The 26,968-nt window shown below is 64.3% G+C and carries 30 protein-coding genes; 15 read left to right on the top strand and 15 right to left on the bottom strand.

Annotated elements, in window-relative coordinates:
• Positions 1-79: 79 nt before the first annotated feature.
• Positions 80-436, bottom strand: a complete 357-nt coding sequence (locus ACXAG6_RS03905; protein WP_475335192.1) for a roadblock/LC7 domain-containing protein — start codon at positions 434-436, stop codon at positions 80-82.
• 332 nt (positions 437-768) lie between these two features.
• Between ACXAG6_RS03905 and crcB the strand changes: the two genes are divergently transcribed.
• From crcB to ACXAG6_RS03950, 9 genes are all read left to right on the top strand, one after another.
• Positions 769-1,146 (top strand): fluoride efflux transporter CrcB, encoded by a 378-nt coding sequence (crcB, locus tag ACXAG6_RS03910; protein ID WP_475335193.1) that lies wholly within the window; start codon positions 769-771, stop codon positions 1,144-1,146.
• On the top strand, positions 1,143-2,180 hold the full coding sequence (locus ACXAG6_RS03915; RefSeq protein WP_475335196.1) for an RluA family pseudouridine synthase: 1,038 nt from the start codon (positions 1,143-1,145) through the stop codon (positions 2,178-2,180). The genes crcB and ACXAG6_RS03915 overlap by 4 nt, the downstream gene beginning before the upstream one ends.
• Positions 2,177-2,848, top strand: a complete 672-nt coding sequence (locus ACXAG6_RS03920) for an HAD-IA family hydrolase (protein WP_475335199.1) — start codon at positions 2,177-2,179, stop codon at positions 2,846-2,848. Before ACXAG6_RS03915 ends, ACXAG6_RS03920 begins: the two co-directional genes overlap by 4 nt.
• Positions 2,849-2,851: 3 nt before the next feature.
• The gene (locus ACXAG6_RS03925; protein ID WP_475335201.1) at positions 2,852-3,568 is read left to right on the top strand and encodes an ATP12 family chaperone protein; all 717 of its coding nucleotides are present in this window, start codon (positions 2,852-2,854) and stop codon (positions 3,566-3,568) included.
• Between the two features lie 248 nt (positions 3,569-3,816).
• On the top strand, positions 3,817-4,836 hold the full coding sequence (locus tag ACXAG6_RS03930; protein ID WP_475335204.1) for an amino acid ABC transporter substrate-binding protein: 1,020 nt from the start codon (positions 3,817-3,819) through the stop codon (positions 4,834-4,836).
• Between the two features lie 148 nt (positions 4,837-4,984).
• Positions 4,985-6,253, top strand: a complete 1,269-nt coding sequence (locus tag ACXAG6_RS03935) for an amino acid ABC transporter permease (protein WP_475335206.1) — start codon at positions 4,985-4,987, stop codon at positions 6,251-6,253.
• A gap of 1 nt (position 6,254) precedes the next feature.
• The gene (locus tag ACXAG6_RS03940) at positions 6,255-7,583 is read left to right on the top strand and encodes an amino acid ABC transporter permease (RefSeq protein ID WP_475335208.1); all 1,329 of its coding nucleotides are present in this window, start codon (positions 6,255-6,257) and stop codon (positions 7,581-7,583) included.
• Between the two features lie 12 nt (positions 7,584-7,595).
• Complete coding sequence (locus tag ACXAG6_RS03945) at positions 7,596-8,387, top strand: amino acid ABC transporter ATP-binding protein (protein ID WP_475335210.1); 792 nt, start codon at positions 7,596-7,598, stop codon at positions 8,385-8,387.
• A 159-nt stretch (positions 8,388-8,546) separates the two neighbouring features.
• Complete coding sequence (locus ACXAG6_RS03950; protein ID WP_475335213.1) at positions 8,547-9,695, top strand: WD40/YVTN/BNR-like repeat-containing protein; 1,149 nt, start codon at positions 8,547-8,549, stop codon at positions 9,693-9,695.
• Between the two features lie 12 nt (positions 9,696-9,707).
• Here the strand turns inward: ACXAG6_RS03950 and ACXAG6_RS03955 are convergent, their stop codons facing one another.
• The 8 genes from ACXAG6_RS03955 to ttcA form a co-directional block, all read right to left on the bottom strand.
• Positions 9,708-10,202 (bottom strand): SixA phosphatase family protein, encoded by a 495-nt coding sequence (locus tag ACXAG6_RS03955; protein ID WP_475335215.1) that lies wholly within the window; start codon positions 10,200-10,202, stop codon positions 9,708-9,710.
• 11 nt (positions 10,203-10,213) lie between these two features.
• Positions 10,214-10,849 (bottom strand): ferredoxin, encoded by a 636-nt coding sequence (locus ACXAG6_RS03960; RefSeq protein ID WP_475335217.1) that lies wholly within the window; start codon positions 10,847-10,849, stop codon positions 10,214-10,216.
• Complete coding sequence (gene argB, locus ACXAG6_RS03965; protein ID WP_210410525.1) at positions 10,846-11,715, bottom strand: acetylglutamate kinase; 870 nt, start codon at positions 11,713-11,715, stop codon at positions 10,846-10,848. The genes ACXAG6_RS03960 and argB overlap by 4 nt, the downstream gene beginning before the upstream one ends.
• Positions 11,716-11,883: 168 nt before the next feature.
• Positions 11,884-12,549 carry a ribosome biogenesis GTP-binding protein YihA/YsxC gene (gene yihA, locus ACXAG6_RS03970; protein WP_475335220.1) on the bottom strand — a complete coding sequence of 222 codons (666 nt, stop codon included), beginning with the start codon at positions 12,547-12,549 and terminating at the stop codon, positions 11,884-11,886.
• Positions 12,546-13,292: an MOSC domain-containing protein gene (locus ACXAG6_RS03975; protein WP_475335222.1), complete on the bottom strand. Its 747-nt coding sequence runs from the start codon at positions 13,290-13,292 to the stop codon at positions 12,546-12,548. The genes yihA and ACXAG6_RS03975 overlap by 4 nt, the downstream gene beginning before the upstream one ends.
• Entirely contained in the window at positions 13,289-15,133 is a 1,845-nt protein-coding gene (gene yidC / locus ACXAG6_RS03980) for a membrane protein insertase YidC (protein ID WP_475335224.1), read from the bottom strand. Before yidC ends, ACXAG6_RS03975 begins: the two co-directional genes overlap by 4 nt.
• A gap of 101 nt (positions 15,134-15,234) precedes the next feature.
• Entirely contained in the window at positions 15,235-16,815 is a 1,581-nt protein-coding gene (locus ACXAG6_RS03985) for a putative bifunctional diguanylate cyclase/phosphodiesterase (protein ID WP_475335227.1), read from the bottom strand.
• Between the two features lie 26 nt (positions 16,816-16,841).
• Positions 16,842-17,741: a tRNA 2-thiocytidine(32) synthetase TtcA gene (ttcA, locus tag ACXAG6_RS03990; RefSeq protein WP_475335229.1), complete on the bottom strand. Its 900-nt coding sequence runs from the start codon at positions 17,739-17,741 to the stop codon at positions 16,842-16,844.
• A gap of 232 nt (positions 17,742-17,973) precedes the next feature.
• Here ttcA and ACXAG6_RS03995 point away from each other — a divergent pair, with 232 nt between their 5' ends.
• On the top strand, positions 17,974-18,507 hold the full coding sequence (locus ACXAG6_RS03995) for a nicotinate phosphoribosyltransferase (protein ID WP_475335231.1): 534 nt from the start codon (positions 17,974-17,976) through the stop codon (positions 18,505-18,507).
• A 78-nt stretch (positions 18,508-18,585) separates the two neighbouring features.
• Here ACXAG6_RS03995 and ACXAG6_RS04000 read toward each other — a convergent pair whose 3' ends face one another.
• The 6 genes from ACXAG6_RS04000 to rpmH form a co-directional block, all read right to left on the bottom strand.
• Positions 18,586-18,786 (bottom strand): hypothetical protein, encoded by a 201-nt coding sequence (locus ACXAG6_RS04000; RefSeq protein WP_475335233.1) that lies wholly within the window; start codon positions 18,784-18,786, stop codon positions 18,586-18,588.
• The gene (locus tag ACXAG6_RS04005) at positions 18,783-19,904 is read right to left on the bottom strand and encodes an aromatic ring-hydroxylating oxygenase subunit alpha (protein WP_475335235.1); all 1,122 of its coding nucleotides are present in this window, start codon (positions 19,902-19,904) and stop codon (positions 18,783-18,785) included. The genes ACXAG6_RS04000 and ACXAG6_RS04005 overlap by 4 nt, the downstream gene beginning before the upstream one ends.
• An 87-nt stretch (positions 19,905-19,991) precedes the next feature.
• Positions 19,992-20,489, bottom strand: a complete 498-nt coding sequence (locus ACXAG6_RS04010) for an SH3 domain-containing protein (protein WP_475335238.1) — start codon at positions 20,487-20,489, stop codon at positions 19,992-19,994.
• Between the two features lie 167 nt (positions 20,490-20,656).
• A complete protein-coding gene (gene yidD, locus ACXAG6_RS04015) occupies positions 20,657-20,878 on the bottom strand; it encodes a membrane protein insertion efficiency factor YidD (protein ID WP_475335239.1) in 222 nt (73 codons plus the stop codon).
• Between the two features lie 165 nt (positions 20,879-21,043).
• Positions 21,044-21,436, bottom strand: a complete 393-nt coding sequence (gene rnpA, locus ACXAG6_RS04020) for a ribonuclease P protein component (RefSeq protein WP_475335242.1) — start codon at positions 21,434-21,436, stop codon at positions 21,044-21,046.
• Between the two features lie 29 nt (positions 21,437-21,465).
• Complete coding sequence (gene rpmH / locus ACXAG6_RS04025) at positions 21,466-21,600, bottom strand: 50S ribosomal protein L34 (RefSeq protein WP_012177012.1); 135 nt, start codon at positions 21,598-21,600, stop codon at positions 21,466-21,468.
• 291 nt (positions 21,601-21,891) lie between these two features.
• On the opposite strand from rpmH, the gene ACXAG6_RS04030 reads away from it, so the two are divergent.
• From ACXAG6_RS04030 to ACXAG6_RS04050, 5 genes are all read left to right on the top strand, one after another.
• Positions 21,892-22,626 (top strand): TVP38/TMEM64 family protein, encoded by a 735-nt coding sequence (locus tag ACXAG6_RS04030; RefSeq protein ID WP_475335246.1) that lies wholly within the window; start codon positions 21,892-21,894, stop codon positions 22,624-22,626.
• A complete protein-coding gene (locus ACXAG6_RS04035) occupies positions 22,627-24,036 on the top strand; it encodes a dihydrolipoyl dehydrogenase family protein (RefSeq protein ID WP_475335249.1) in 1,410 nt (469 codons plus the stop codon).
• A gap of 38 nt (positions 24,037-24,074) precedes the next feature.
• Entirely contained in the window at positions 24,075-25,496 is a 1,422-nt protein-coding gene (locus tag ACXAG6_RS04040) for a sensor histidine kinase (protein WP_475335252.1), read from the top strand.
• A gap of 29 nt (positions 25,497-25,525) precedes the next feature.
• Positions 25,526-25,840, top strand: coding sequence for a hypothetical protein (locus ACXAG6_RS04045; protein WP_475335254.1), 315 nt, complete (start codon positions 25,526-25,528; stop codon positions 25,838-25,840).
• A gap of 381 nt (positions 25,841-26,221) precedes the next feature.
• Entirely contained in the window at positions 26,222-26,767 is a 546-nt protein-coding gene (locus ACXAG6_RS04050; protein ID WP_475335255.1) for a DUF4760 domain-containing protein, read from the top strand.
• The last annotated feature ends 201 nt before the right edge of the window (positions 26,768-26,968 follow it).

Here is a 26,968-nt window from a genome sequence, read left to right on the forward strand (position 1 = left end):
TCCTGTTTGAAAGCCTGCCAACCGGCAGGATGCCAGCCGGGTCGTATCTGGCAAGAGACCGACCCGGCTGGAGCTTCAATTACACCTTGATGGTGCCTTCGGTCGTTTTCACCTGAAGGCGCGCCATGCCGAGGTTTGCCTTGGCGCGGTCCAGGGCGACATAGATAAAGATGTCGGGGTTGGAGGCCAGCGGGCGGATCAGGTGGATCTGGGTGCCCAACGAGATCAGGATATCTTCGATAGCGTCTTCAAGGCCCAGCGCCTTCATCGCGGCGTTCTTTGCGCGCACGACTTCCATATTGGCGGCAGCTGCAACCTCAAGATCAAGGCCGCCATTTCCTTCTTCAGCCGTCAGCATCATGCCGGAGTCGCTATCGACGAGGCAAGCGCCGATAAAGCCGTCAAGATTGGTCAGGGATTTAAGGTTGGTACTCATGTTGGGTAACTCCAGGAAGTGTTTCAATGCCCAAGATTTGCTCCCCGTTCGTGGCCATAATCGGGCTGGATCATCCGGATAGTTGGGTTTTTGCGCTTGGCGGCGAAAACTTGCAAGGCTCTGAAAATTTTAGATAAAGTATAACATGCGCCGTGCCCGACGTCTCATTCCCGCCTTCTTTCGGTGTCATTTTCGGTATGTTTCACCGGATGAAGAAACAATCTTTCGCGCCCCGCCCGAGTCTCCTCGGCGGGCGTTTCAGCGCCCGCGCCGCCGCGTCAGAGCGGCCCTCGCCGCTTGACTCTCCCCCGCCCCCGCGCAAAACCGCGCCCATGTTACTTACAGTCGCAAACGTTGCCTTGGGCGGGGCCATCGGGGCCTCTCTGCGCTACCTCACCGGGGTGGCCACGCTTCGGCTGTTCGGCCCCGGCTTTCCTTGGGGCACGCTCACCGTCAACGTGATCGGCTCGCTGATCATGGGGCTCTTCGCTGCTGTCGTCGCCCATCGCGGCGGGCAGGCCTGGGCCCCCTTCGTGATGACGGGCATGCTCGGTGGCTTCACTACCTTCTCGGCCTTCTCGCTCGATGCCGTCACGCTCTTCGAGCGCGGCCAGCTCGGCACGGCGGGCATATACGTGCTGGCCTCGGTTGTTCTTTCCATCCTCTGCCTCTTCGCGGGGCTGCTCATCGGCCGTGGCCTCTTCGCATGAGCCGCGTCCAGACCCTCCCCGTTTCCGCCGATGATGCCGGGCAGCGGCTTGATCGCTGGTTCCGCCGCATCTTTCCGCATGTGCCGCAGGGCCGGATCGAGAAGATGTGCCGCAAAGGCGAGATCCGGGTGGATGGTGGCCGGGTAAAGGCCGCGACCCGTTTGGAAGAGGGGCAGGAGGTGCGCATTCCGCCGCTGCCAGAGGGCGCCGCGCCAACGCCGACGAAGCGCAGCACCATCTCCGAGGCAGACGCGATGATGATCCGCGATGCGGTGATCTGGAAGGATGACCACATCATCGCCCTCAACAAGCCCCCCGGCCTGCCAACGCAGGGCGGGTCGGGCCAAACCAAACATGTTGACGGGCTGGCCGAGGCGCTGCAATTCGATGCCGAGGACAAGCCCCGCCTTGTCCACCGGCTCGACAAGGACACCTCCGGCGTTCTCCTCCTCGCCCGCTCCCGGCGTATCGCCGCAGAGCTGACCGCAGCGATCCGCCACAAGGAGACCCGCAAGATCTATTGGGCCGTGGTCGCGGGCGTGCCCCACCCCTACAACGGCGAAATCAAGTTTGGCCTCGTGAAGGCACCGGGCGGCAGGGGCGCGGGCGAGAAGATGCTCTGCGTCCTCCCGCGCGAAGTGGAAGCCACCGAGGGCGCGAAGCGGGCTCATACGCTCTATTCCGCGCTCTACCGAGTGGCGGGCCGGGCCACATGGGTTGCGCTGGAGCCGATCACAGGCCGCACCCACCAGCTGCGCGCCCATATGGCCGAGATCGGCCACCCGATTGCCGGAGATGGCAAATACGGCGGCTCGCGGCAGGAGAACATGGGCGACGGCTGGGGCGCCAAGATGGGCGGCATCATCTCGGGCAAGCTGCACCTGCACGCCCGCTCGATGACCTTCCTCCATCCGGTCACAAAGAAGCCCGTCACCGTCACCGCGCCGCTGCCCGAGCATATGAAAGACACCTTCAACACCTTCGGCTGGACAGAAGACCTTGCCGCCGACGATCCCTTTGAGGATTACGGATGACCGCGCTGCGCTGCATCATCTTCGATGTCGACGGCACGCTGGTGGACAGCCAGAACGAGATTGTCGCCGCGATGACAGAGGGCTTTGCCGCCGTTGGCCGGGTGGCCCCGCCGCGCGCGCAGATCCTCTCCATCGTCGGCCTCTCGCTCGATGTGGGCATCGCTCGCCTGTGCCCCGAGGCCAGCCCGCAGGATGTGCAGACCATGGTGGCGGGCTACAAGGATGCCTTTGTGGAAATTCGCCGCACATCCGAGCCTGCGGTGTTCTATCCGGGCATGCGCGAGCTGCTGGATGATCTTGCCCGCACGCCCGAAAACCTGCTCTGCGTTGCCACTGGCAAATCCCGCCGCGGGCTTGATGCGCTGTTCAAGTCGTCGGGGCTTGCGGGTGTGTTTACCTCCGAGCAGGTGTCAGACCACCACCCCTCCAAGCCCCATCCGGCGATGCTGGAGGCGGCGCTGCGCGAAACCGGCTGCGAGGCGGGGCAGGCGGTGATGATCGGGGATACCAGTTTTGACATGGAGATGGCCCGCAACGCCGGGATCGCGGGGCTTGGCGTGAGCTGGGGCTACCACCCGCCGGGCGCGCTGATCGAGGCGGGGGCGGGCGAGGTTGTGGACGAAGCTGGGGCGCTGCCGGAGGCGATCCTGCGGGCGACGGGAGGCTGAGACATGGCGGAGTGGGCAGCAAAACGATTCTGGAAAGCGGCCAACGTGGTGCCCGAGGGCGAGAGTTTTGCCGTGCATCTCGACGGTCGCCCGTTGAAAACCCCGGCCAAGGCTGCGCTGCTCTTGCCGAGTGAGCCGCTGGCCCATGCCGTGGCCGCCGAATGGGAGGCACAGGGCGATAAGATCAACCCGGCGACCATGCCCTTCACCCGCTCCGCGAACTCCGCAATCGACAGGGTTGCCCCACAACACGCCGAAGTGACCGAGATCGTCGCCGCCTATGGCGAGAGTGACCTGATCTGCTATCGCGCCGAGAGCCCCGCCGCCCTCGTCGCTCGCCAGGCCGAAGCCTGGGATCCGCTGGTGGACTGGGCGCGCGATGTGCTGAATGCGCCACTCATCATGACAACAGGGGTGATGCATGTGCGCCAACCAGCCACCAGCGTCGAGGTTCTGCGGGCGCTGGTCAAACGGCAGGATGCCTTTGCGCTGACGGCGCTGCATGATCTAACAGCCCTGTCTGGCTCGCTTATTATCGGGTTTGCCGCGCTGGAGGGGCAGGCCTCACCCGAGGAGCTCTGGGCGCTGAGCCGGGTGGATGAAGACTGGCAGATCGCCCAATGGGGCGAGGATGAAGAGGCCACCGAAGTCGCCGCCCGCAAGCGCGGTGATTTTTTGCATGCGGCGGCCCTGCACAGCATCTCCCGCCCGGCTGCCTGATTCTCAACGTTTCGCTTATTAGGCGAGTGCCGTAGGGGAATTGCCCAAGATTAGGGCAATTTTCTCTTTTCTACCAACGAACACCCCAGCGGCGCACTTGACGTTTCGCAACGAATTCGGCCAACTTGACCCACTTCTGTGGTGTCACAACGCTTTGGGCACTCTACTCACGCATATCGGCGCATTCGTCGGTACCCATCACGGAAAGCCGTATCAAAACGGCACCGGAAGATCAGGAAGAGGTAAAAATGAAAAAATCGCTATTTCTTGGCGCAGTAACCGCCGCTGGCCTTGCCGCCACCGCTGGCGCTGCGGCGACGCTTGACGACGTGAAGGCACGCGGCAAGCTGAACTGCGGCGTGGCGACTGGCGTGCCCGGCTTTGCCGCGCCCAACGCCTCGGGCGAATGGGAGGGCTTCGACGTGGCCGTCTGCCGCGCCGTTGCCGCCGCCGTGCTGAGCGACCCGACCGCTGTCGAGTTTGTGCCCACCACCGGCAAAACCCGCTTCACCGCTCTTGCCTCCGGCGAGATCGACATGCTGGCCCGCAACACCACCTGGACCTTCTCGCGCGACGTGGACCTCAAGTTCACCTTCGTCGGCGTGAACTACTACGACGGTCAGGGCTTCATGGTGCCCAAGGAGCTGGGCGTGAGCTCGGCCAAAGAACTCGACGGCGCCACCGTCTGCATCCAGACCGGCACCACCACCGAGCTCAACCTCGCGGACTTCTTCCGTGTGAACAACATGAGCTACGAGCCGGTGCCGATCGAAACCAACGCCGAGGCCCAGCAGCAGTACCTCGCTGGCGCCTGTGACGTGTACACCACCGACGCTTCCGGCCTCGCCGCGACGCGCTCCACCTTCGAGAACGCAGGCGACCACGTGATCCTGCCCGAGATCATCTCCAAGGAGCCGCTCGGCCCGCTCGTGCGCCACGGCGACAGCGAATGGGGTGACATCGTGCGCTGGTCGCTCAACGCGATGATCGCCGCCGAAGAGTATGGCGTGACCTCCGCCAACGTTGGCGAGATGTCGATGGAAGCCGGTGACAACCCGGAAGTGAACCGCCTTCTGGGCACCGAGGGCAACCTCGGCGAGATGCTCGGCCTCGAGGCTGACTGGGCCAAGAAGATCATCGAGAACGTGGGCAACTACGGCGAAGTCTTCGGCGGCACCATCGGTGAGAGCACTCCGATCGGTCTGTCGCGCGGGCTCAACGCCCAGTGGACCGACGGCGGCCTGCTCTACGCACCGCCGTTCCGGTAAGAAAACAGCAGGGGGCGCGGACCGAAAGGCCGCGCCCCTTCGCGATCGGGGACAAGACCAATTCAATAACAGCTGCACCCAATGGCTCGCGGGCCCGCGCCCGCAGACGGGGAAGGTGTAGCCACACATAGCTCGGGGGAGCGCCAACATGGCAACTGTCACGGATCCGCCGAAGGCTGGCTTCAGGCCTTCCATGCTCATCTACGACACCCGCTACCGGTCGATGACGATTCAGGTGGTGGCATTGATCGGGTTCCTGCTGCTGGTGGGATTCCTCATCAGCAACACGGCGCAAAACCTCGCAACCAGCGGCAAGACGGTGAGCTTCGGCTTTCTCGGTGAGCCCGCGGGCTATGACATCAATCAGACACTGATCGAATACGACAACCAGAACTCGCACCTGCGCGCGGCCTTCATCGGCCTGCTCAACACGCTTTTGGTGGCCGTTCTGGGCTGCATCACCGCCACCGTTATCGGGGTGATCGTCGGGGTTCTGCGCCTTTCGCCCAACTGGCTCATCGGCCGGTTGATGACCGTTTACGTCGAGATGTTCCGGAATGTGCCGGTCCTGCTCTGGATCGTCTTCGCCATGGCGATCCTGATCGAAACCCTCCCTGCGCCACGCGCTTTCCGAGGGGAAGACCCGGAAGCGACGATGAAGGTGTTCGATACCGTCGCCGTCACCAACCGTGGGGTCTATATCCCCGAGCCGCTGTTCTCGCGCTCGCTGGGAGATATTCACCTCTTCGGCAACAGCTCGCTGAACTTCGACATCAGCATCGACCTGCTGCTGATCATCGCTGTGGTCGTCGGCAGCATCATTGGCGCGGGCTTCATCAAGCGCCGGGCCGACCGCATTCAAGAAGCCACGGGCGTGCGGCCAACCACCTGGTATCTGCGCCTTGCCTGCTTTGTCCTGCCGCTGCTGATCGTGCTCGTCGCACTGGGCTTTCACCTCGGCTACCCGGCGCTGAAGGGCTTCAACTTTCAGGGCGGCACCTACATGAGGAACTCCCTCATCGCGCTTTGGCTGGCCTTGTCGCTCTACACCGCGGCCTTCATTGCCGAGAACGTGCGGGCCGGTATTCTCGCCATCTCTGGCGGGCAAACCGAGGCCGCCGCCGCGCTGGGCTTGCGCCCCAAGCGGATCATGAGCCTTGTCGTTCTGCCCCAAGCGCTGCGGGTGATCATCCCGCCGCTGATTTCGCAGTATCTGAACCTGACCAAAAACAGCTCGCTCGCCATTGCGGTGGGCTACATGGACCTGACCGGCACGCTGATGGGCATCACGCTCAACCAGACCGGCAAGGAACTGGAGACGCTGCTTCTGGGCATGCTGATCTACCTCATCATTTCGCTGAGCATCTCGGCGTTCATGAACTGGTACAACAACCGCGTAAAACTGGTGGAGAGGTAAGATGAGCAACACGCACGCCGATACCGTTGCCTATGTCCGCGATACCATGCTGGAGCAGCGCGAGCCGCCTGCCTCGACCATCGGTATCCTAGGCTGGGGCAAGGAAAACCTCTTCACCGGCCCGTTCAACACCATCGTCACCATCCTCTGCACCGCCTTCGTGGTTTGGATCCTGTGGATGCTGGTGCCTTGGTTCTTTGCGCCCACGTGGAACGCCACCTCGCTGGGCGAATGCCGCGAGATGCTCACCGCCGCCGGGATGGTGGGAGAGCACGGCACCTCTGGTGCCTGCTGGGGGGTGATCCGTGAACGCTGGATTCAGCTCCTGTTTGGCTTCTACCCCGCCGAGCTCTATTGGCGCCCGATCCTTGCCTTTGTGCTGCTCTTCGTGGCGCTGGCCCCGGTGCTGTTTTCCGACAGGGTGCCATCGCAACTGCTCTGGTTCAGCGCCATTTACCCCTTCCTGTTTCCGTGGCTGCTTTGGGGCGGCACCATCTGGGCACCGATCTGTGCGGCGCTGGGCTTCGTGATCCTCTGGGCCATGGTCAAGTTCACCAGTGAGGTGATCAGCCAGCTCGGTGCGATCATTCTCGCCGTTGTCGCGGCGTTGCTCTGGTGGCTGATCATCTCGGGCTACGTGCAGCAAGGGCTGGCCTCGGTCATCCCGCTGGCCATCGAGCCGGTCGCCTCGCGTGACTTTGGCGGCATGATGCTGTCGATCACCATCGGCGTTGTCGCCATCGCCTGCTCGCTGCCGCTGGGCATCGTGCTGGCGCTGGGCCGCCAGTCCGACTTGCTGATCGTCAAATCGCTCTGCGTGGGCTTCATCGAGTTCATCCGGGGCGTGCCGCTGATCACACTGCTCTTCGTCGCCTCGACGCTGCTCAACATCTTCCTGCCGCCGGGCACCAGCTTTGATATCATCCTGCGGGTGATCATCATGGCCACGCTCTTCTCGGCCGCCTATATGGCCGAGGTGATCCGGGGCGGCCTCGCGGCTCTGCCGAAGGGCCAGTATGAGGGGGCAGATTCGCTCGGCCTCGACTACTGGCAGGCGCAGCGCCTCATCATCATGCCGCAAGCGCTGAAGATCTCGATCCCGGGCATCGTCTCCACCTTCATCGGGCTGTTCAAGGACACCACGCTCGTGTCGGTCATCGGCCTGCTCGATCCGCTGGGCCTGTCCAACTCGATCCGCGCCGACCAGGCCTGGAACGGGGTGGTCTGGGAGCTTTACGGCTTCATCGCCCTGCTGTTCTTCATCTTCTGCTTCGGCATGTCCCGCTATTCCATGTATCTGGAGCGCAAGCTTCAGACTGGCCACCGTTAAGGAGCCCCACCTATGTCTGACCTTGCAACAGACCGCGAAATCGACCGTTCCAAGATGCAGGTGAGCGACGAGGTCGCCATCGAAATCAGCAACATGAACAAGTGGTATGGCACCTTCCACGTGCTGCGCGACATCGACCTGACGGTCAATCGCGGCGAGCGGATCGTCATCGCCGGGCCTTCGGGCTCGGGCAAATCCACGCTGATCCGCTGCATCAACCGGCTTGAAGAGCATCAGGAGGGCAAGATCATTGTCGACGGCACCGAGCTGACATCGGACCTAAAGAACATCGACAAGATCCGCTCCGAGGTGGGTATGTGCTTCCAGCACTTCAACCTCTTCCCGCACCTCACCATCCTCGAAAACTGCACCCTCGCGCCGATCTGGGTCCGCAAGGTGCCCAAGAAGGAAGCCGAAGCCACGGCGATGCACTTCCTCGAAAAGGTGAAGATCCCCGAGCAGGCCGACAAGTACCCCGGCCAGCTTTCGGGCGGTCAGCAACAGCGCGTGGCCATCGCCCGCTCGCTCTGTATGAAGCCCCGGATCATGCTCTTCGACGAGCCCACCTCGGCGCTCGACCCGGAGATGATCAAGGAGGTGCTCGATACCATGATCGAGCTGGCCGAAGAGGGCATGACCATGCTCTGCGTGACCCACGAGATGGGCTTTGCCCGGCAGGTCGCAAACCGGGTGATCTTCATGGACGCGGGTCAGATCGTGGAGCAGAACGAGCCCGAGGAGTTCTTCAACAACCCCAAGAGCGAGCGGACCAAGCTGTTCCTCAGCCAGATCCTCGGCCACTGAAAACGGGGGCATCGGCCCACCACCCAACAGAAAGCCCCGGGCACAGCCCGGGGCTTTTTTTTGTGCCTGCAGCCTTCTGCCGCAAACTAGGTGGATATCAACTTTTCTTTCGCGCTGAGGCCCGTCGGTGTTAACCTCCCTGAAGGGAGGGCGAATCTGATGGTGAAACTTCTGATCGGCACGACCAAGGGCGCCTTCATCCTAGATGGGGCGCAGGACCGCTCCGGTTGGGCCGTTTCTGGCCCGCATTGTGACGGCTGGTGCATCAACCACGCTATCGGAGACCCGGACACAGGCACCATCTGGGCGGGCGGTGGCAGCAGTTTTACCGGCGCAGGCATATGGCGCTCGCAGGATGGCGGCGCTACTTGGCAGAACACCCGGCTCACCAAGGGCGAAATGGATGATTGGGCGGCGGATGACCCCGACACGGCCAAGTTCTTCGGCATCACCGGCGCGCCGCTGCCCTTTGAGAGCGCGTTTAGCCAAATCTGGTCTCTCAACTATGCGCACGGCACGCTCCACGCAGGCACCAAGCCCGCCAGCCTGCTGGCCAGCACCGATGGGGGCGCAACCTTTGAGGCGGTCGAGGGCCTCACCAACCACCCCTCCGCCGAAAGCTGGAGCCCCGGTGCGGCGGGGCTGACCCTGCACACCATCGTCGCCCACCCGACCGACCCGGCCAAAACGTGGGTGGCCCTCTCTGCTGCCGGGGTGTTTGCCACGGAAGACAGCGGCAAGAGCTGGGAGCGGCGCAATCGCCTTTCAAATGCTGAGGCCTGCGAGGGCCACAGCCACCCGGCGGCCCCGCAAGGCGGCGAAACCGGCCATTGCGTTCACAACATGATGCGCGCGCCGGGGCAGGGCGATCTGCTCTATCAGCAAAATCACCACGGTGTCTGGCGCTCGCCTGACGGTGGGCGCAGTTGGGAGGATATCACTCCCGGCCTGCCCTCCACCTTCGGCTTTCCGATCCGCGTTCACCCGTCAGACCCGCACACCCTGTGGTGCATCCCGCTCAACGGAGACAGCCAAGGCCGCTTTCCGCCCGAGGCGGCCTGCGCCGTCTGGCGCTCGCGGGATGGCGGCGAAAGCTGGCAGGCGATGCGCAAGGGGCTGCCGCAAGAGGCCTGCTACTTCACCGTGCTGCGGCAGGCCATGGCAGGCGACAGCCGCACGCCTGCGGGCGTTTACTTCGGCACCAACAGCGGCTCGGTCTTTGCCAGCACAGATGAGGGCGACACGTGGGATGAGATCGCACGCCACCTCCCCACCATCCTCGCGGTTGAAGTGCTGGATGCGGCCTGAGCCCGCCGGGCCTTACGCGTGCGGGCTGGCGTTTTCGATGTCATGCGGGGTGAGAAAGTGCAGCACTCGGCCCTGACGCGGGGCAAGGTCGGCCCAATCCTTGATATCGAACTCGGCCACCGTGAGGGCGCAGGTCGGATAGTCGCCAAAGCGGCCATGAACCGGCGCATTGCGCACCATCATCGCCGCCAGCGCACCCATACCGGGATTGTGGCCTACCATCATCACCCGCTCGCCTTCTGCCTTCTGAAGCGCGGCGAGCATCCTGTCGGGGCCTGCGTGATAGAGCCCGGGTGAATACTTCACCTCGGCCTCGAACTTCAGCAGCTCCCATGTTTCCACCGTGCGGGCCGCGGCGGAGCAAAGCACCAGATCGGGCGCAAGGCCGTTGGAGCGCATCCAGTCGCCCATCGCTGCCGCCCCGCGCCGCCCGCGCTCGTTCAGCGCCCTGTCAAAATCATCTGCCAGCGGATCGTCCCAGCTGGATTTGGCGTGGCGGAGAAGCATAAGCTGACGCATCAATTCGTCCCGGGCTTGTGGAAATGTGACATGTGAAAAGCCGATTGCGCCTCTACCCTAGGGAAGGCGGCAGAGACAGGGCAAGCCCTTCTGACCTTGCAGCCCCGGCTCAGGCAATCGGCACCCGGCGGGGTGTTCAGATAGGCGTGGCAGGCGGCGGTATCGTAACCATCCGGGCCAAGCGCGCCCACCGGGCAGGCAGTGAGGCAGGGCGCGGCGCAAGCCTCGCATGGGCGGGGTGCCGTAGCCTCGGGCAGGGCCAGCCGCTCGCTGAAGCGCAACGCCCCGCGAAAACTGGCCCAAAGCCCGGCGCGATCATGCACCAGCAGGCGCACGGGGCTCTCCCAGCAGCGCCCCGTGGCCTGCGCCCAGCTCTGAAACGGGTGCCAAGGCGGCCCATCGAAGGGAAACAGCGCCTCCGCCCCAAGCGCCTCGGCCATCCCGCCGATCACCCGGCGCGACCAACGGTCTAGCGGGTCTTTGGCGTGCTCAAACTCGGGCGCGGCGCTCACATGCTCCCACACCCCGCCCCCGGGGCCGAGAAGCAGCAGCGTGCCGCCCTCATCCGGGTGGAAGCCGCCGTAGATTTCAAGGCGATGCTCCGCCGCAAGCCGGGCCGTTTCGTGATAGCTCACTTCACCTCGCGGCGGATCAGCGAGCCTGCGCCATGGTCGGTGAACAGCTCCAACAGCGCAGCATTGGGCGCGCGACCATCGAGGATCACCACGGCCCGCACCCCGCCCGCGATCGCATCCAGCGCGGTCTGTGTCTTGGGGATCATCCCGCCGGCGATAACGCCCTTGTCGGTCAGCTCTTTCACGTTCTCCGGGCTCAGCTGGGTCATCACCTCGCCCTCGGCGTTCTTCACGCCGCTGACATCGGTGAGCAGCAGCAGCCGGTCGGCCTTGAGGGCGGCGGCTATGGCCCCGGCGGCGGTGTCGCCGTTGACGTTGAAGGTTTCGCCATCGCGGCCCGCACCGAGCGGGGCGACCACGGGAATATAGCCATCGTCATGCAACTGGCGGATCACATCGGGCACCACCTCCACCGGAGTGCCAACAAGCCCAAGCTCCGGGTCTGTCGGGTCACAGACCATCATGTTGGCATCCTTACCCGAGAGCCCCACAGCGCGGCCGCCCTGCGCGTTGATCGCTTGCACGATCCGCTTGTTCACAGTGCCCGAAAGCACCATCTCGACCACCTCAATGGTGGCTTCGTCGGTGACGCGCTTACCCTTGATGAACTCGCTCTCAACGCCAAGCCGCTTGAGCATGTCGTTGATCATCGGCCCGCCGCCATGCACCACCACCGGATGCACGCCGACGAGGTTCATCAGCACCACGTCACGGGCAAAGCTGGCCATCCCCTCGTCAGAGCCCATGGCGTGGCCGCCGAGCTTGATAACAACAGTCGCGCCAACGTAGCGCTTGAGGTAGGGCAGGGCCTCGGAGAGGGTGCGGGCGGTGGCGATCCAGTCGCGGTTCATGCTTTGGGTCTTCATCTCTTGAGGCCTCGGAAGGATTTACCCTTCCTATGCCGCCCCGGCGGGCGTGCCAAGCCTCACCATTGGGGTGGGGGCGCTGCCCCGTCGCCATTGGGCTGGATCCAATGGCGCCCCAAAGGCGGCCCCCGGGGATATTTACAGCAAGAAAATGGTCAGGCGCGGGGCCTAACCTTCCAGCGTAATTCGGCGCACGATAGCACGCAGGGTGGCAATGCCATCGCCCTTTTCGCTGGAGGTCAGCACAATCTCGGGAAAGGCCGCGGGGTGCTTTTGCAGCGCGGCGCGGGTTTGCTCCAGCACCTTGGCGCGGTCCTTTTCCTTCACCTTGTCGGATTTGGTCATAACAACCTGAAAGGTGACGGCGGCGCTGTCGAGCAGGCTCATGATCTCGTCGTCCACCGCCTTCACGCCGTGCCGCGAGTCGATCAGCACGAAGGCGCGGCGCAGGGTGACGCGCCCCTGAAGGTAGGCCTTGAGCAGCCGCTGCCATTTTTCGACCACCGGGATCGGCGCCTTGGCAAAGCCGTAGCCGGGCAGGTCGACCAGAAAGGCCTGCTCGGCAAGGTCGAAATAGTTGATCTCCTGCGTTCGGCCCGGGGTGTTAGAGGCCCGCGCCAGCGCCCTGCGCCCGGTGAGCGCGTTGATGAGGCTGGATTTGCCCACGTTGGAGCGCCCGGCAAAGCACACCTCGGGGCGGTCGGCGGGGGGCAGGCCGTCCATCGCGACCACGCCTTTGACAAAGGTGATCTCGCCAGCAAACAGCTTGCGGGCGGCCTCTTCGGAGGGGGCATCAGGCGCTTCGGCCAGCGGGAAGGGGAGGGGGGCGCTCATGCCTGCACCTCCGCGCCCTCGGCAATGCGCCCGCCTTTGAGCACTTCGCAGCGGATCGAAAAATCCTTGTGGCCGAAATGGGATGCGAGGGTTTTGACCGTCGGCACATCGCGCTCGCCGGTCTCGGGATTGGTCATCGTCATTGGGCAGCGTTGGGTGCGCTCGATGCCGCGCAGCACCGCCTCACCCACTTTGAACTCACGCCCGATCCACTCGAACTCTTCCCAAGCATCCAGCCCCTCAACCCAAAGGTTGCCGCGCCAGCGCAGTGGCGTGATTTCTTGGCCCAGAGCAGCCTCGACGGCGCGGTGGCTCGCCATGGAAAACAGGGTGACAGAGGCAAACGCGCTGTCGGTAAAGCCCCGCTCGGGCAGGGAAACCAGTCGCGCCGGTTTGGGCAGGCCTTCGGGGGCCAATGGCATGGTCCACTCCACGAAGCGGGCTGCATCTGCCGCGTCATCTGGGTTGAAGCGCAGCTCGCTCAGTTCGGGGTGGGTGGCCGTAATTTCCGGGCCCGCCTCATTGAGCACCACGTTGAAGGGGCACAGTCGCGGGCGGTGGGTGGTGATGGCAAAGTTGCTGCACCGCTCCCACTCGCCGTCAAAGGCGCTGTCTTCATGGGCCACCGCCCAGCGACGATCGAAGGGCATCGACTCGCCCGCCTTCAGCTCCACCTCGCCCACACGCTCGCGCCCGTGGCTCTTGATCGGGTGGCGCCAGATCTGGGCGAGCGTTGCGCTCACTTCTTGCTGCCCGGCTTGCTGTCAGCGTTGGCAGCGTCCCCCTTGGGCTTTCGCTTGAAGCTCTTCTTGATGTTGCCAAACACGTCAGGCTTGTGCCCGTGGGTGCGCATGATCGTGTACTGCTGGATGAAGGTGATCGTGTTGTTCGCGATCCAGTAGACCACGAGGCCGGAGGCAAAGCCGCCGAGCATGAACATGAACACCCAGGGCATCCAGGCGAAGATCATCTGCTGCGTCGGGTCGGTGGGGGCGGGGTTCAGCTTTTGCTGCAGCCACATGGAGATACCGAGCAGCAGCGGCAGGATGCCGATGAAGACCAGCGCCAGGATCGAGCCGGGCTCGGGGTTGGCCCAGGGCAGCAGGCCGTAGAGGTTGAACAGCGAGGTCGGGTCGGGCTGCGAAAGGTCGCGGAACGGGCCGAAGAAGGAAGCCTGACGCAGTTCGAGCGTGACGAAGATCACCTTGTAGAGCGAAAAGAAGATCGGGATCTGCAACAAGATCGGCAGGCAGCCCGAAGCCGGGTTCACCTTTTCTTTCTTGTAGAGCGCCATCATCTCCTTTTGCAGCTTCTGGCGGTCGTCACCGGCCCTTTCCTTGAGCTTCTCCATCTCAGGCTGCAGCTCTTTCATCTTGGCCATCGAGACGTAGCTCTTGTAGGCCAGCGGGAAGAGGATGGCCTTGATCAGGAAGGTCAGCGCGATGATCGCGAGGCCCATGTTGCCGATCAGGCCGTTGAGCCAGTGCAGGCCCCGGAAGATCGGCTTGGTCAGCATCCAGAACCAGCCCCAATCCACCGTGTTGACGAAATCGACGAAGCCGAGGTCGTCCTGGTAGTGCTTGATGACTTCCCATTCCTTCGCGCCGGCAAAGAGGTGGCTGCGCGAGGTGACGGTGGCCCCCGGTGCAACGTCCATCGTGGGCTGCTTGCTGAGGGTCTGGTAGATGTCGCCGCGGGGCTTGTAGCTGACCGAGAGCGTGGCGGGCTGGCCCGGCTCGGGGATGAGGTTGGTCATCCAGTAGTGGTCGGTGAAGCCGATCCAGCCATCGGTGACGTTCTCAAACACCTCGCCGGTGCCGGTGAAGTCGGTGACGTTGTCGTAATCCTCGATCACCAGCTCGCCCTCATGCTGGCCGATGACGCCTTCGTGGATGACGAAGAAGTTGGTCAGCTCGGGCAGGCCGTGGCGATTGATGATGGCATAGGGCTGGGCGCGGACGGCGGCGCTGGTGGGGTTTTCAACCGATTGCTCGACGGTGATCAAAAACTCGTCGTCCACCTCCATCAGGCGGCGGAAGATCAGGCCCGAGGGGCTGTCCCAGCGCAGGGTGACGGGGGTTTGGGCGGTGAGGGTTTCGCCCTCTTCCACGGTCCATTCCGTGTCGTCGCCCGGAACGTCCTCAAGGGTGAGGCCCGCGCCGGGGGCCCAGCCATAGAGCGCGTAATAGGGGTTGGTCTCGCCCACGGGCGAAAGCAAGCGCACGATCTCTTCGCTGTCGACATCCACCGTGTAGCGCTTGAGGCTCACGTCATCCACGCGGCCGCCGATCAGGCTGATCGAGCCGGAGAGGTTGCGGGTGTCGATGGTCAGGCGCGGAGCGTCGGCCACGGCATCGGGGCCGGCACCATTGCCAGAGGCCGCCGGGGCCGAGCCATCGGCGCTGCCCGGCACGGTCGTGTTGCCGTCTGCCACCGTCGGCGTGCCGTCGGCTGTTTGCTCGGCACCGGGGGGGGCGTTCGGGTCCAGCGGAGGCTCTTCCGGCGGGAAGATGATGAACCAGGCCAAGATCACCAAGAAGCTGAGCGCCGTGGCGAGAATGAGGTTCTTGTTCTGGTCGTCCATGCAGAAGTACCGCGCGCTGAATTCAAGTTGCGCCGGTTCAATCGCCCAAGGGCCGAAAGGTCAAGCCGAAAGGGCGGAAATGTTACTGCGCAGGGGCTGCGTCACTCCCGCGCAAGGCCCTTGAGAATCGGGGTTTCGACGATCTTGGCGTTGTGTTTTTCCGCCCAGGCGATGGTGTCTTCAAAGGGCATGGGGCGGGCGAGGCCAAAGCCCTGGATATGGCCGCAGCCCAGTTGCGCCAGCATCGCATGCTCGCCAATGCTCTCCACGCCTTCCGCCAGCGTATCAAGGTCGAGCTGCTCGGCCATGAGCAGGATCGCCGAAACCAGCTTCTGTTGCTCCCGGTCCTCGTGAACGCGCATCACAAAGCTGCGGTCAATCTTCAGGCGGCTCACGGCAAAGCGGCGGATCGAGCTGATGGAGGCGTGGCCGGTGCCAAAATCGTCAAGATCCACAGGGCAACCCATGGTGGCGAGGTTGGCGATGTTGCGGGTGATGGTGTCGTCATCGTTATCGGCCACCACCGATTCCAGCACTTCGATGGTGATCCGCTCGGGGGCGAGGTCAAAACGATCGAGCTCCCATTTCACCCGGTCGCCCAGCTTGGGGTTGCGCAGCTCAGCGGCAGAAAAGTTTACCCCAACCGTCGGAATCTTCACCCCCGCCCTGTCCCATGCGCGCAGCGCGGTGCAGCTGTGGTGCAGCATCACCTCGCCCAGCCGTTCCATCAGCCCGGCTTGCTCGATGGCGGGCAAAAAATCTGCCGGGGCGATCATCCCGCGATCAGGGTGCAGCCAGCGGGCCAAGGCCTCCATCCCGGTGATCTTGCCGGTGTCGGTCGAGATCTGCGGTTGAAACCATGGCTTGATCTGGCCTTCAGAAAAGGCTGTCAGCAAATCGTCCACCAGCGCGTGGCGGGCGCTGATCTGGGCCTGCATCTCGCGGGAATAGGCGCGGGTGCCGCCCGACCCGTTTGCGCGGGCCTCCTCGGCGGCAATCTCGGCGGCCCCGAGCAGGGAGGGGGCGGTTTGCTGGGGTGCGCGCGTGTTGAGGCAAAAGCCGATGGATACGCTCACATGCACCGAGGTCGCATCAATGCTCACGGCCTGCCCGGCGGTGCCCTGCAATCGCTCTGCAATGTTCAGTGCAACATCAAGGTCGATCCGGCGCACCGGGTCGAGCGCCACGGCAAAGCGGGGGCCGTCCAGCCGCGCGGCAAAATCCGCGCCGCGCATCGCGCTTTCAATCCGCTCGCCGGTGCGGCGCAGCACAGTCTCCGCGCCGGTCTTGCCAACCCGGTCCACCAGCTCTGCCCAGTCGTCGATTTCCAGCACAAAACAGGCGGTCGACCAGTTTTGTGCCTCGGCGCGGGGAATCGCTTCGCCCAACAGGTCAAGAAAGTCCTCGCGCAACAGCAGATCGGTCGCACCATCGCGCCGCCCGGCCCCGCCCTTTTCAAACAGCCCGCCCATCATCGCCAGCACGGGAAACAGCAGCGCGGCGATCAGAATCACCCCTTCGCCGCCAAACCAGTAGCCCGCGAGCATCAGCGCCGGCAGAAAGGTGATGATCTGTGGCCGGAAAAATCCCTGACGCAGCACCCGCCGCAATTTCAGAACGCTGGCCTTCAGCCCTTGCATCATGACGCCCTCATGCCTTTGCGGCCCGGTCGGAGCCGCCACGCGGGCAAGCTAGGCAATCGGCGTGATCAGTTTCTTAAGACGGGTGGGGCGATTTCATTCGAATTTTCATTATCATCTTGAACCCGCCGCTCCAGCCCCATGAAATCAAAGATCGCCGGGTCGAGCAGATGCGAGGGGCGGGTGTTCATCAGGGCGCGAAACATCTTTTGCCGCCGGCCCGGATGATTGGCTTCCCATTGGTCGAGCAGGGCTTTTACCTGTTGGCGCTGCAACCCGTCCTGCGAGCCGCAAAGGTCACAGGGAATGATCGGGTAGTTCATCGCCGCCGCGAACTTCTCGCAATCCGCTTCGGCCACATGGGCAAGCGGGCGATAGACAAACAGATCGCCCTCCTCGTTCACCAGCTTGGGCGGCATGGTGGCCAGCCGCGAGCCGTGGAAGAGGTTCATGAAAAAGGTTTCGAGGATGTCATCGCGGTGGTGGCCCAGCACCACCGCCGAGCAGCCCTCTTCCCGCGCAATCCGATACAGGTTGCCCCGCCGCAGCCGCGAGCAAAGTGCGCACATCGTCCGCCCGGCAGGCACCTTGTCTACCACGATGGAATATGTGTCTTGATACTCCACCCGGTGCGGCACGCCCATTTTTTCAAGAAACGCGGGCAACACCGTTGAGGGAAAGCCCGGCTGGCCCTGATCGAGGTTGCAGGCCAGCAGATCCACCGGCAGCAGCCCACGCCATTGCAACTCGTGGAGGACGGCCAGCAGTGTGTAGCTGTCTTTGCCACCGCTCAGGCAGACCAGCCAGCGTGGCTTGTCCTGTGCGCCTCCGGGGCGACGCTCGACCATCCCGTATTGCTCGATCGCCTCCCGCGTATCGCGCACAAGCCGCTTGCGGAGCTTCTTGAACTCCGTGGTCGAGGGGGCACCGTGAAACAGTGGGTGAATATCGTCGGATTCGTCGAGCATGGGCAGCCTATGCCAGAAACCGGAGCCTTGGGGAAGCGGGCCCACACGTTCAAACCAAGCCTCCGTGAACCCGCAAAAACCTGCGGAGCCGAGCGCCCGGTTTGAGCGACATCCTGCGCGTTCGCGCCCTCAGGCCGCAGCGGAGCCACAAGCCGGAACAGCCGGGCCGCCCCGCCGTTGTCGCCCTACACCAGCGGCACACTTCGCCGCGGAAACTGAAATGGAGGAAACCATGACCAACCTTGCCAAAAGCACAATCGCCGCCGTTCTGGCCGGTTCGCTCGGCACTGCCGCCGTTGCCGGCTCGGTCGGCGCAGACGTTGAGGCAGATGCAAAGGGTGCTGCCTCCGGAGCCGCGCAAACCGCTCAAAGCGGCGCGTCTCAAGTGAACAACGCCGTGACCAGCACCGCGCAGGACGTGCAAGGCGGGGCCAGCGCCGATGCGCAGGTCAACTACGGCACGGTGATCTCGGGGCTGAACAGCGGCACCACAGCCGGAGCCGCCGCAGAGATCGAGGCGCTTGGTGCTGACGTTACCGTCGATACCGTTCTGCTGAGCGAGATCGAAGGCGACGAACGGGCCAACGCCCTCGACACCGCGCTGAACGCCCAAGCCAACGTGATGGCGGGCTTCCATGACGCGATCGAAGCCAACAGCGAGCTGACCGCCGCCCTCGAAGAAGAAGGCTACACCGCAGACGATGTGGTGGGCTTTGAAAGCGAAGGCGAGGGCGAAGTCACCCTCGTGATCGACGACCGCGCCTGAACCTCGCGGCGTAAGGCCTTTTTTCCCTCGAAGGTCGAACGGCCCTCGCCCCTGTGGCGGGGGCCTTTTTTTGCGCGCTCAGGCCCGGCCCGTTGCGCGAAGCTGCTGCGCGTAGTCCTCGGCTTCAGGAAGCCCGGCCTCCAGCGCAAACACCCAGGCCTGCGTCAGGAAAAACCCTGCACCCGGCTCGCCAGCCTCTGCCGCCTCGGCATAAAGGCCAGCCAGCGCAGCACGGTCCCCCGCCGCATGCGCTGCCAGCAGCCGCGCTTCAAGGCTCATCCCATCAGCCTTGCCGCCACCCATTGATGAAACCGATGCGTCGGCCCGTCCATCGCCGGAGAGAACCGCCCGCCGTCAAACCCCGGCCCCACGCGCCCGCGCTGCATCCCCTCCACCACAAAGACATCCTCCTCAAAGACCTCGCGCCATTGCGCGGTGTTCTGTGCCCGCAGCGCGGCTGCTGTTTCGGGCGTGGCGTAGTAGAGGTGCACATGCTCCCGCGTTGTCGCCAGCCCTGTCGGCTCCAGCACAATTGCAAAGGCATGGTCGCGCTGGGCACCCATCAGCACGTTGGGATAAACGGCGATATACTCGGCCCCCTCCTCCCAGCTCTCCGGCCAGCCGGGAAAGTCGGGGAAAACCTCACCCGCCGCGCCCCTGATCTGCCGATAGAGCGTGCTGCCTTGGCCGGAAAATCCCTCGGCCTCGATGTGATAATGGTCTTCCAGCCGGGAGTAGCTGTTGAGCCCGGGGTGGACCCACGGCAGGTGATAGCTCTCGCAGTAGTTTTCCACCGCCAGCTTCCAGTTGCAGGCCACATCGAGGGTAAAGCGGCTGTCTGCCCCGCCGTGATGCAGAGGCGCATCCACCTCCGCCCAGCGGGTGAGGAGCGTGGCGTGAACCTTCTCGAAGGGCTCGGCCTGCCCGCTGACATCCACAAACACCACATCGCGCCAGACATGGCTGGCCACCTCCACCAGCCCGAGCGCGTCGTTCACGATGCCCTCGGCGCGGTTCATCCCCGGCCCGCCCACATGCGGCGTGGCCACCAGCCGCCCGTCATGGGTATAGCACCATGAATGATAGGGGCAGCGAATGGCCCCCTCGATCTTGCGGGGCCTGTCCACAAGGATCATCCCGCGGTGACGGCAGGTGTTGCGGAAGACGCGAAGCACCCCGTCACGCCCGCGCAGCATCAGCAGCGGCAGGCCGAGAAACTCCAGTGGCTTCGCATCGCCCGGTTCCGGCACATCCGCCCCCACACCAATCCCGGCCCAGCCACCCCAAAGCAGCGCATCGCGCTCGGCGGCATGGGTGGCCTCGCAGGTGTAATGCGCGTTCGGCAGGCCCCGGGCCGCCCCGATCGGGCGGAGGACGGCGGAGAGATCATCGGGCATGGGCACCTCCCTTGGCTGTCCTCAGGGTGAGGGGCCAAAGCGGGCCGGGCTTGCCTCAAGGCGACACGCGGCGGCGTTTTCGGGCGCTCAGTTCACCGCCGTGAGATACTTCACGCTGGCCCACCCGGTGGTGCCATCGGGCAGTTGCACCTGTGTCCAGTTGCCGTCTCGCACGCCGTTCCAGAGCAGCATCTGCCCAGCGTGGAGCCGACGGATGATGCCAAAGCGCGTGCCCGGCCCGCGCCGCATGTTGAGGTAGCCATCGCTCGTGCGGCGCACCACGAAGGAATAGGGCCGCTGGGCAAAATACTGCTGCGCAATGTAGCGGCCATGCACCCAGCCGCGCATGCCGTCAGGCAAGATAACCTGCCGCCAGTTGCCCTGCGCTCCAGTTACTTGCAGGGCGGTGCCAGCGGTGAGGCGCATCAGGATGCCCTGCTTGCTGCTGGGGCCGCGGCGCAGGTTGAGATAGCCGTCATCCGTGTCTTGCACATAGACGGTCTGCGCCGAGGCCGTGCCGGGCACCAGCGTTGTGGCAAGCGCGGCTGCGGCGAGGAGGAGGGCGAGGAAAAGGCGGCGGGTCATGAGAAATCTCCGATTTGCAATGGCCCAGCATCGCCCGCCACCTGCCCCTACGTCAATCGAGACGCGTCCCGCAGCTTCCACAATCTAACTGCGGCCCGCTGAGGCGCGCGGAGTTCAGCGCAATGGCCCGCCCGTGGAAGCACAGGGCGTATAGCGCAGCGGTGGGCTCACTTCGGCACCTCATCCACGCCCGAGCCGCCCCATGGGTGGCAGCGCAGGATGCGGCGAAAGGCGAGCCAGCCGCCTTTGAGCCCGCCATGTCGCTCCAGCGCCTCTAGGGCATAGGCCGAGCAGGTGGGATGATAGCGGCAGTTGTGCCCAACCCAGGGCGAGAAGATCAGCCGATAGGCGCGGACGGGCAGGGCGAAGAGGCGGGCAAGAAGGGTCATCGCGCCAGTCCGGGGCAGCTCATCGGCCCAAGCGGGCCTCTTCGCAGCTGCGATGAATGGCCGATAGGCCTTGAAGAGCGGCCCCCGGTGGCCCGCTCGGCCGCCCTTCGAGGCGTGCTCGCGGGGGCGATGAGCGGCCAAGGGCCCGCGAAGAGCCCGCCCGGCCTAGCCATGCAGCTTTTCCAAAGCGGCGCGCAGCTCGTCTTGCATCAGGGCAAAGTCTCGCGCCGCCGTCTCTCCGGCCCGCCCGATCAGCACATAATCCCATCCCGCGCGCGCCGCGCTCGGCAGCACCGCCCGTGCAATCTCGCGCAGCCGTCGCTTGGCGCGGTTGCGTGCCACCGCATTGCCCACCTTCTTGGAACAGGTGAAGCCCACGCGCACGCCGCCAGCCCCGTCACCCTCGCCGCGCCGCCGCCCCTGCACCACGAACCCCGGGCAATGCACCCGCCGTCCCTTGGCGCAGGCCAGAAACTCGGCCCGTTGCTTCATGATCTCAAGACAAGCGAAAACCGCCGCAGGGCTTTCGCCCCCGGCGGTCTTGTCAACCTCAGCCATTACGCCGGGCATCTCTGCCCCGCGGCGCCTCAGGCGCTCAGGCTCTTCCGGCCGCGTGCACGGCGGGCGTTGAGGATCTTGCGGCCGGCCTTGGTGGCCATACGTGCGCGAAACCCGTGACGCCGCTTGCGGACGAGGTTGGAAGGCTGGAAAGTGCGTTTCATGGCGCTTGCTCCGGTTCGGATCGGTTCAGGCCGCCGCGATCGGATTCGGGCTGCCGGTTGTGTTAGAAGCCGCTCAATAGGGTCCACGTGGGAGCCTGTCAATTGATCCGCGCCGGAATCTTGCAACATTTCCGGGAGTCCGCGCCTCCCGCTGTAACAAAACCCCGCCTTCCGGGGCCTAACCCCCTCCATGTGCTCACCCCGCATCAACCGGGCGTGATCTGCCGCGCGCCGCATAGGGCAAACCCCCATCTTCTGCCATGACTGACGGGCAAGCAAAGGGATGACACAATGGCCGATATGACAGAAACGGGGGCAAAGAGCCCGTGGCTCAAACGCCTGCCGCTGCTGGCTATTCTCGCCGTTGCGCTCACCGGCGCATTCTTCCTGCGCGACCATCTGAGCTTTGAAACGCTGGCCGAAAACCGCGAAGCCCTGATCGCCTTCCGCGATGCCAACTACCTGCTCACCGTGCTCGCCTTCATCGCCATTTACGTCATCATCGTCGCCTTCTCGCTGCCCGGGGCCACGGTGGCCACACTCACCGGCGGCTTTCTCTTTGCCACCTTCCCCGGCGCGCTCTTCAACGTCACCGCGGCCACGCTGGGCGCGATCTGCATCTTTCAGGCGGCCCGCTGGGGGCTGGGCGACAAGCTCTCCGAAAAGCTCGAAGGCTCGGGCGGCGTGGTGGCCAAGATCAAGGCCGGGATCGACGCGAACCAGTGGGAAATGCTCTTTCTCATCCGCCTCGTGCCTGCCGTGCCCTTCTTCGTCGCCAACCTCGTGCCCGCCTTCGTTGGCGTGCCGCTCTCGCGCTTCGCCATCACCACCTTCCTCGGCATCATTCCCGGCGCAGTGGTCTACACCTCGGTCGGGGCCGGGCTGGGCGAGGTCTTTGCCCGCGGCGAAACCCCCAACCTCGGCATCATCTTCGAGCCGCACATCCTGCTGCCCATCCTCGGCCTCTGCGCGCTGGCCGCCCTCCCCATCGTCCTCAAAGCCCTGCGCGGCAAGAAAGGCCTCTGAATGTCCACGATCAAAGCTGACATCTGCATCATCGGCGCTGGCTCCGGCGGGCTTTCCGTGGCCTCCGGCGCGGCCCAGATGGGGGCAAAAACCGTGCTCGTCGAGGGCCACAAGATGGGCGGCGATTGCCTCAACTACGGCTGCGTGCCCTCCAAGGCGCTGCTCTCCGCCGCGCATCACGCCCACGCCATGACGAGCGGCGCGCCCTTCGGCATTGCCCCCGCCGAGCCGCAGGTGGATTACGCCAAGGCCAAGGACCACGTGGCCGAGGTCATCGCCGGGATCGAGCCGCATGATTCTCAAGAGCGCTTCGAGGGCCTCGGTGTGCAGGTGATCCGCGAGTGGGGCAGCTTCATCTCCCCCACCGAACTGCGGGCAGGCGACCACACCATCACCGCCCGCCGCTTCGTCATCGCCACCGGCTCTCGCCCCTTCGTGCCACCGATCGACGGGCTGGACGGCGTGGATTACCACACCAACGAAACCATCTTCGAGCTGCGCGAAAAGCCCGCGCATCTCATCGTCATCGGCGGCGGCCCGATCGGGCTGGAGATGGCACAGGCCCACGCCCGGCTCGGCTGCAAGGTCACCGTGATCGAGGCGCAAAAGGCGCTGGGCAAGGATGACCCGGAGATGGCCGCTTTCGTGCTGGAGAAGCTCCGCGCCGAGGGCGTCGAGATCATGGAAGAAACCGCCGCCGAGAAGGTCACGGCAGAGGGCGGCGTGACGGTCCACACGCCTTCCGGCCCTGTCACCGGCTCGCACCTTCTGGTTGCCGTCGGCAGGCAGGTGAATATCGACAAGCTCAACCTCAACGTCGCCAATGTCGATCACGACCGCGCGGTAAAGGTCGATGCCCGCCTGCGCTCCACCTCCAACAAACGCGTCTATGCCATCGGCGACGCGGCGGGCGGCCTGCAATTCACCCATGTCGCGGGCTACCACGCGGGCATCGTCATCCGTTCCGCCATGTTCGGCCTGCCCGCCAAGGCCAAGACCAATCACATCCCATGGGTCACCTATACCGACCCCGAGCTTGCCCAGGTCGGCCTCACCGAAGCACAGGCACGCGAAAAATTCGGCGGCAACCTCGACGTGATCCAGCTCACCTACAACGACAGCGACCGTGCCCGCGCCATGCGGCTCGACGGGCGGCTCAAGCTGATGGTCTCCGGCGGCAAGCCGGTGGGGGCCACCATTGCCGGGCCGCAGGCGGGCGAACTCATCGCCGCATGGGCCACCGCCATCGCCAATGGCCATAAGCTCACTGCGCTGGCAAACGCCGTTCTGCCCTATCCGACCTTGCAGGAACTTAACAAACGCGCCGCGGGTGCCTATTTCTCTCCCAAGCTCTTCGAGAGCCCCCTGGTCAAGCGCGTGGTCGGGCTGGTGCAGCGCTTTTTGCCCTAGTCGCAGCCCCCGCGCGAAAATGGTATAACGCGCGAGAAATGTTTCTGAATACGCTCTCCGGCCGCTTCCTGATGCTGACGATTGCCTTCGTCATGCTGGCCGAAGTGCTGATTTTCGTGCCCTCCATCGCGCGCTACCGCGAAGATTTCCTGCTCTCCCGGCTTGAACGGGCGCAAATCGCCTCGCTGGCCCTGCTCGCCACCGACGAGGTGATTGACGCCAACCTTGAGGCCGAACTGCTGCAAAACGCCGGCGTCAAAAACGTGGTGCTCCGCCGCGACGAGATGCGCGAGCTGATCCTCTCCTCCCCCATCATCGCCCCCGTCACCCAAACCTATGACCTGCGCGACCCCGGTCCATGGGCGCTGATGAAGGATGCGATCCGCAGGCTCTGGAAGAGTGATCCGGAGCTGATCCGCGTTATCGGTGATCCGGTCGAGCAGGCCGGGCTGCTGATCGAGGTGACGATGGACACCGCCGAGCTGCGCATGGCGATGACGGATTATGGGCTTCGTATCCTCTGGCTCTCGGCGGTCATCTCCGGCCTGACGGCGCTGCTGCTCTTCATTGCCGTCCGGGTGTTTATCGTCGGGCCGATTCACCGGGTGGTGGACGCGATGGCCAGCTATGCCCGCGCACCCGAGGATGCCCGCCGCATCATCGCCCCCTCTGCCGGGGCGGTGGAACTGCGTGAGGCCGAGGAGGGGCTGGCTGAGATGCAGACCCAGCTGACCACCGCGCTGAAGCAAAAGGAGCGGCTGGCCCAGCTTGGTGGCGCGGTGGCCCGCATCAGCCACGATCTGCGCAACATCCTCACCACCGCCCAGCTCTTTGCCGACCGGATGGAAATTTCAAAAGACCCGGCCGTGGCCCGCGCCGCGCCCAAACTGGTCAACTCGATCTCCCGCGCCGTGAACCTCTGCGAAAGCACGCTCGCCTTTGGCCGCGCCGAGGAGGCGCCGCCCAAGCTGTCACGCTTTGCGCTGGCCCCGGTCGTGAACGATGTGATCGACAGCGAGCGGCTGGCGGCGGGCGAGCACGACATTTCCTATGCCGAAGATATCCCCAGCGGCCTGACGCTGCGCGCGGATGCCGAGCAGCTTTTCCGCGTTCTCACAAACCTCATCCGCAACGCCCGGCAGGCAATCGTCGCCACCGGAAAGCCGGGCGAAATCTGCATATCCTCCCGCGAGGATGACGAGGGCTGGACGATCACCGTCACCGATACCGGCCCCGGCCTGCCGCCCAAGGCGCAAGAGCACCTGTTCCAGCCGTTTCAGGGCGGCTTCCGCAAGGGCGGCTCCGGCCTTGGCCTCGCAATCTCCGCCGAGCTGATCCGCGGCCACGGTGGCCGGCTGGACCTGCTGCGCACCGGCCCCGAAGGCACCGAATTTGCCGTGGTCCTGCCGCGCGAGTTTGCCGAGGTCGATGTGCCCGAGCCACAAAAGGCCGCCGAGTAGGGCGAGCGGGAACGCAAAGGGAGACTGCGATGAGAGCCAAAACCTGCGTCATCACTATCGCCCTCGTCTCTGCATCGCCCCTCGCCGCAGAGGATTTTCCCCAAATCGATGTGGCCCCCCAATGTCAACGCGGCGCCGAGGGGCTGGAGGATGCCGACGTGGCCTTCGAAATGTGCATGCAGGGTCAGGCGCTTTCCTTCGGCGTCCTGCGCAGCCTTTGGTCGGGCCTGCCACTCGAACTGCGCCGGGAGTGCACCGCCTATGGACTCGCTGAGGGCTCCTATGTTGCCCTGCGCGTCTGCATCGAGCAGGCGATCGGCCCGTTGAAGGCACCAACCCTGTAAGCAAGCCCCGCCCCCGCCCGTGTGCTCAGAAAGGCCCGACCGGCCTCAAATCCTGCCCCCGGTCGATCTCGCGCCCGAATACGAAGACGCGGTAACGCAGGTTGCCCGACCCGCCGTAGGGGATGCCGCCTCGAGAGTGTGGCGCGGTCGATGTCCCTGAGCGGCAAAAGGCCGCCGAGTAGGGGCAAGTTGATGTGCAGATCAATGTCGGCGCGTTAACCTCTCGTCAGTTGATTTTTGGGCATAGAACGCGTATATAAGAGCCATGACACGCGAAACCGTCGGCATCATATAAGCCCCTAAGTTCGGGAAAACGCCAGAATGCCACCATTCAGGCGCTATTGGCTTGTCTATTTTCTGATAATCACCTTGGTCTTAGGCATGGCCTTGATAGGGGTATGGCTGGCCAGTCAACCTTATGTGCTTCCCAATGCTTGGGTTCTGCTTGGCGGTGTGGCGGTTGCCGCAATGGCGATTTTCGCCAATGCTTGGATCGGTTGGCGCAGCGCCTCTGTCGCCCATGCGCTCGACACGCTCCAGACCCTCCGCACTGACCGCGAATACCTCATCAACGCCTATGTGGTCCGAAACCGGGCCATGCCCCTCGGCAAGCCGCTCTCAAGCGACCAGTTGGCAGCATTCTGGGACGACTCCGAAGAGTCCTCCATCGACGCTCCAAGCTTCTTTGATGCGTCGCGCTTCCTGCTCAACCAGTACGAATTTCTCGCGGCCGGAGTCCGTTCCGGCGCGATAGATTATCTGATTGTCCGGCAAACCCTGCGGGGCACGATCATTGCAATCGTCAATACATACGCCGCGCCGATCCGAAAGATGCGCGGTGATAACCCGCGCGTCTTTGAGCATCTGCTCTGGCTTTACCGTCGGATGCGCGACATGCCACCTTATGATCGGGGGCCGTTCGGTTAGGGGCACACCGCCGAAAGCTTGACGCGAAACTGTCCGTCCGGTCTGATGACGGAGCCCATACTTAAGGTTCTGGCCATGTTAAGGCTCTTCTTTCTGTCTGCCCTTGCGGCCGCACCCGCCAACGCGCAGTCCATCCCGCGCTACGATGTTGAAGGCTATTGAAGTCAGGTCTCAGAGTTCAGTGGCGGCTCTGCGATGATC

The sequence above is a fragment of the Vannielia sp. ABF1_015 genome (assembly GCF_056160745.1).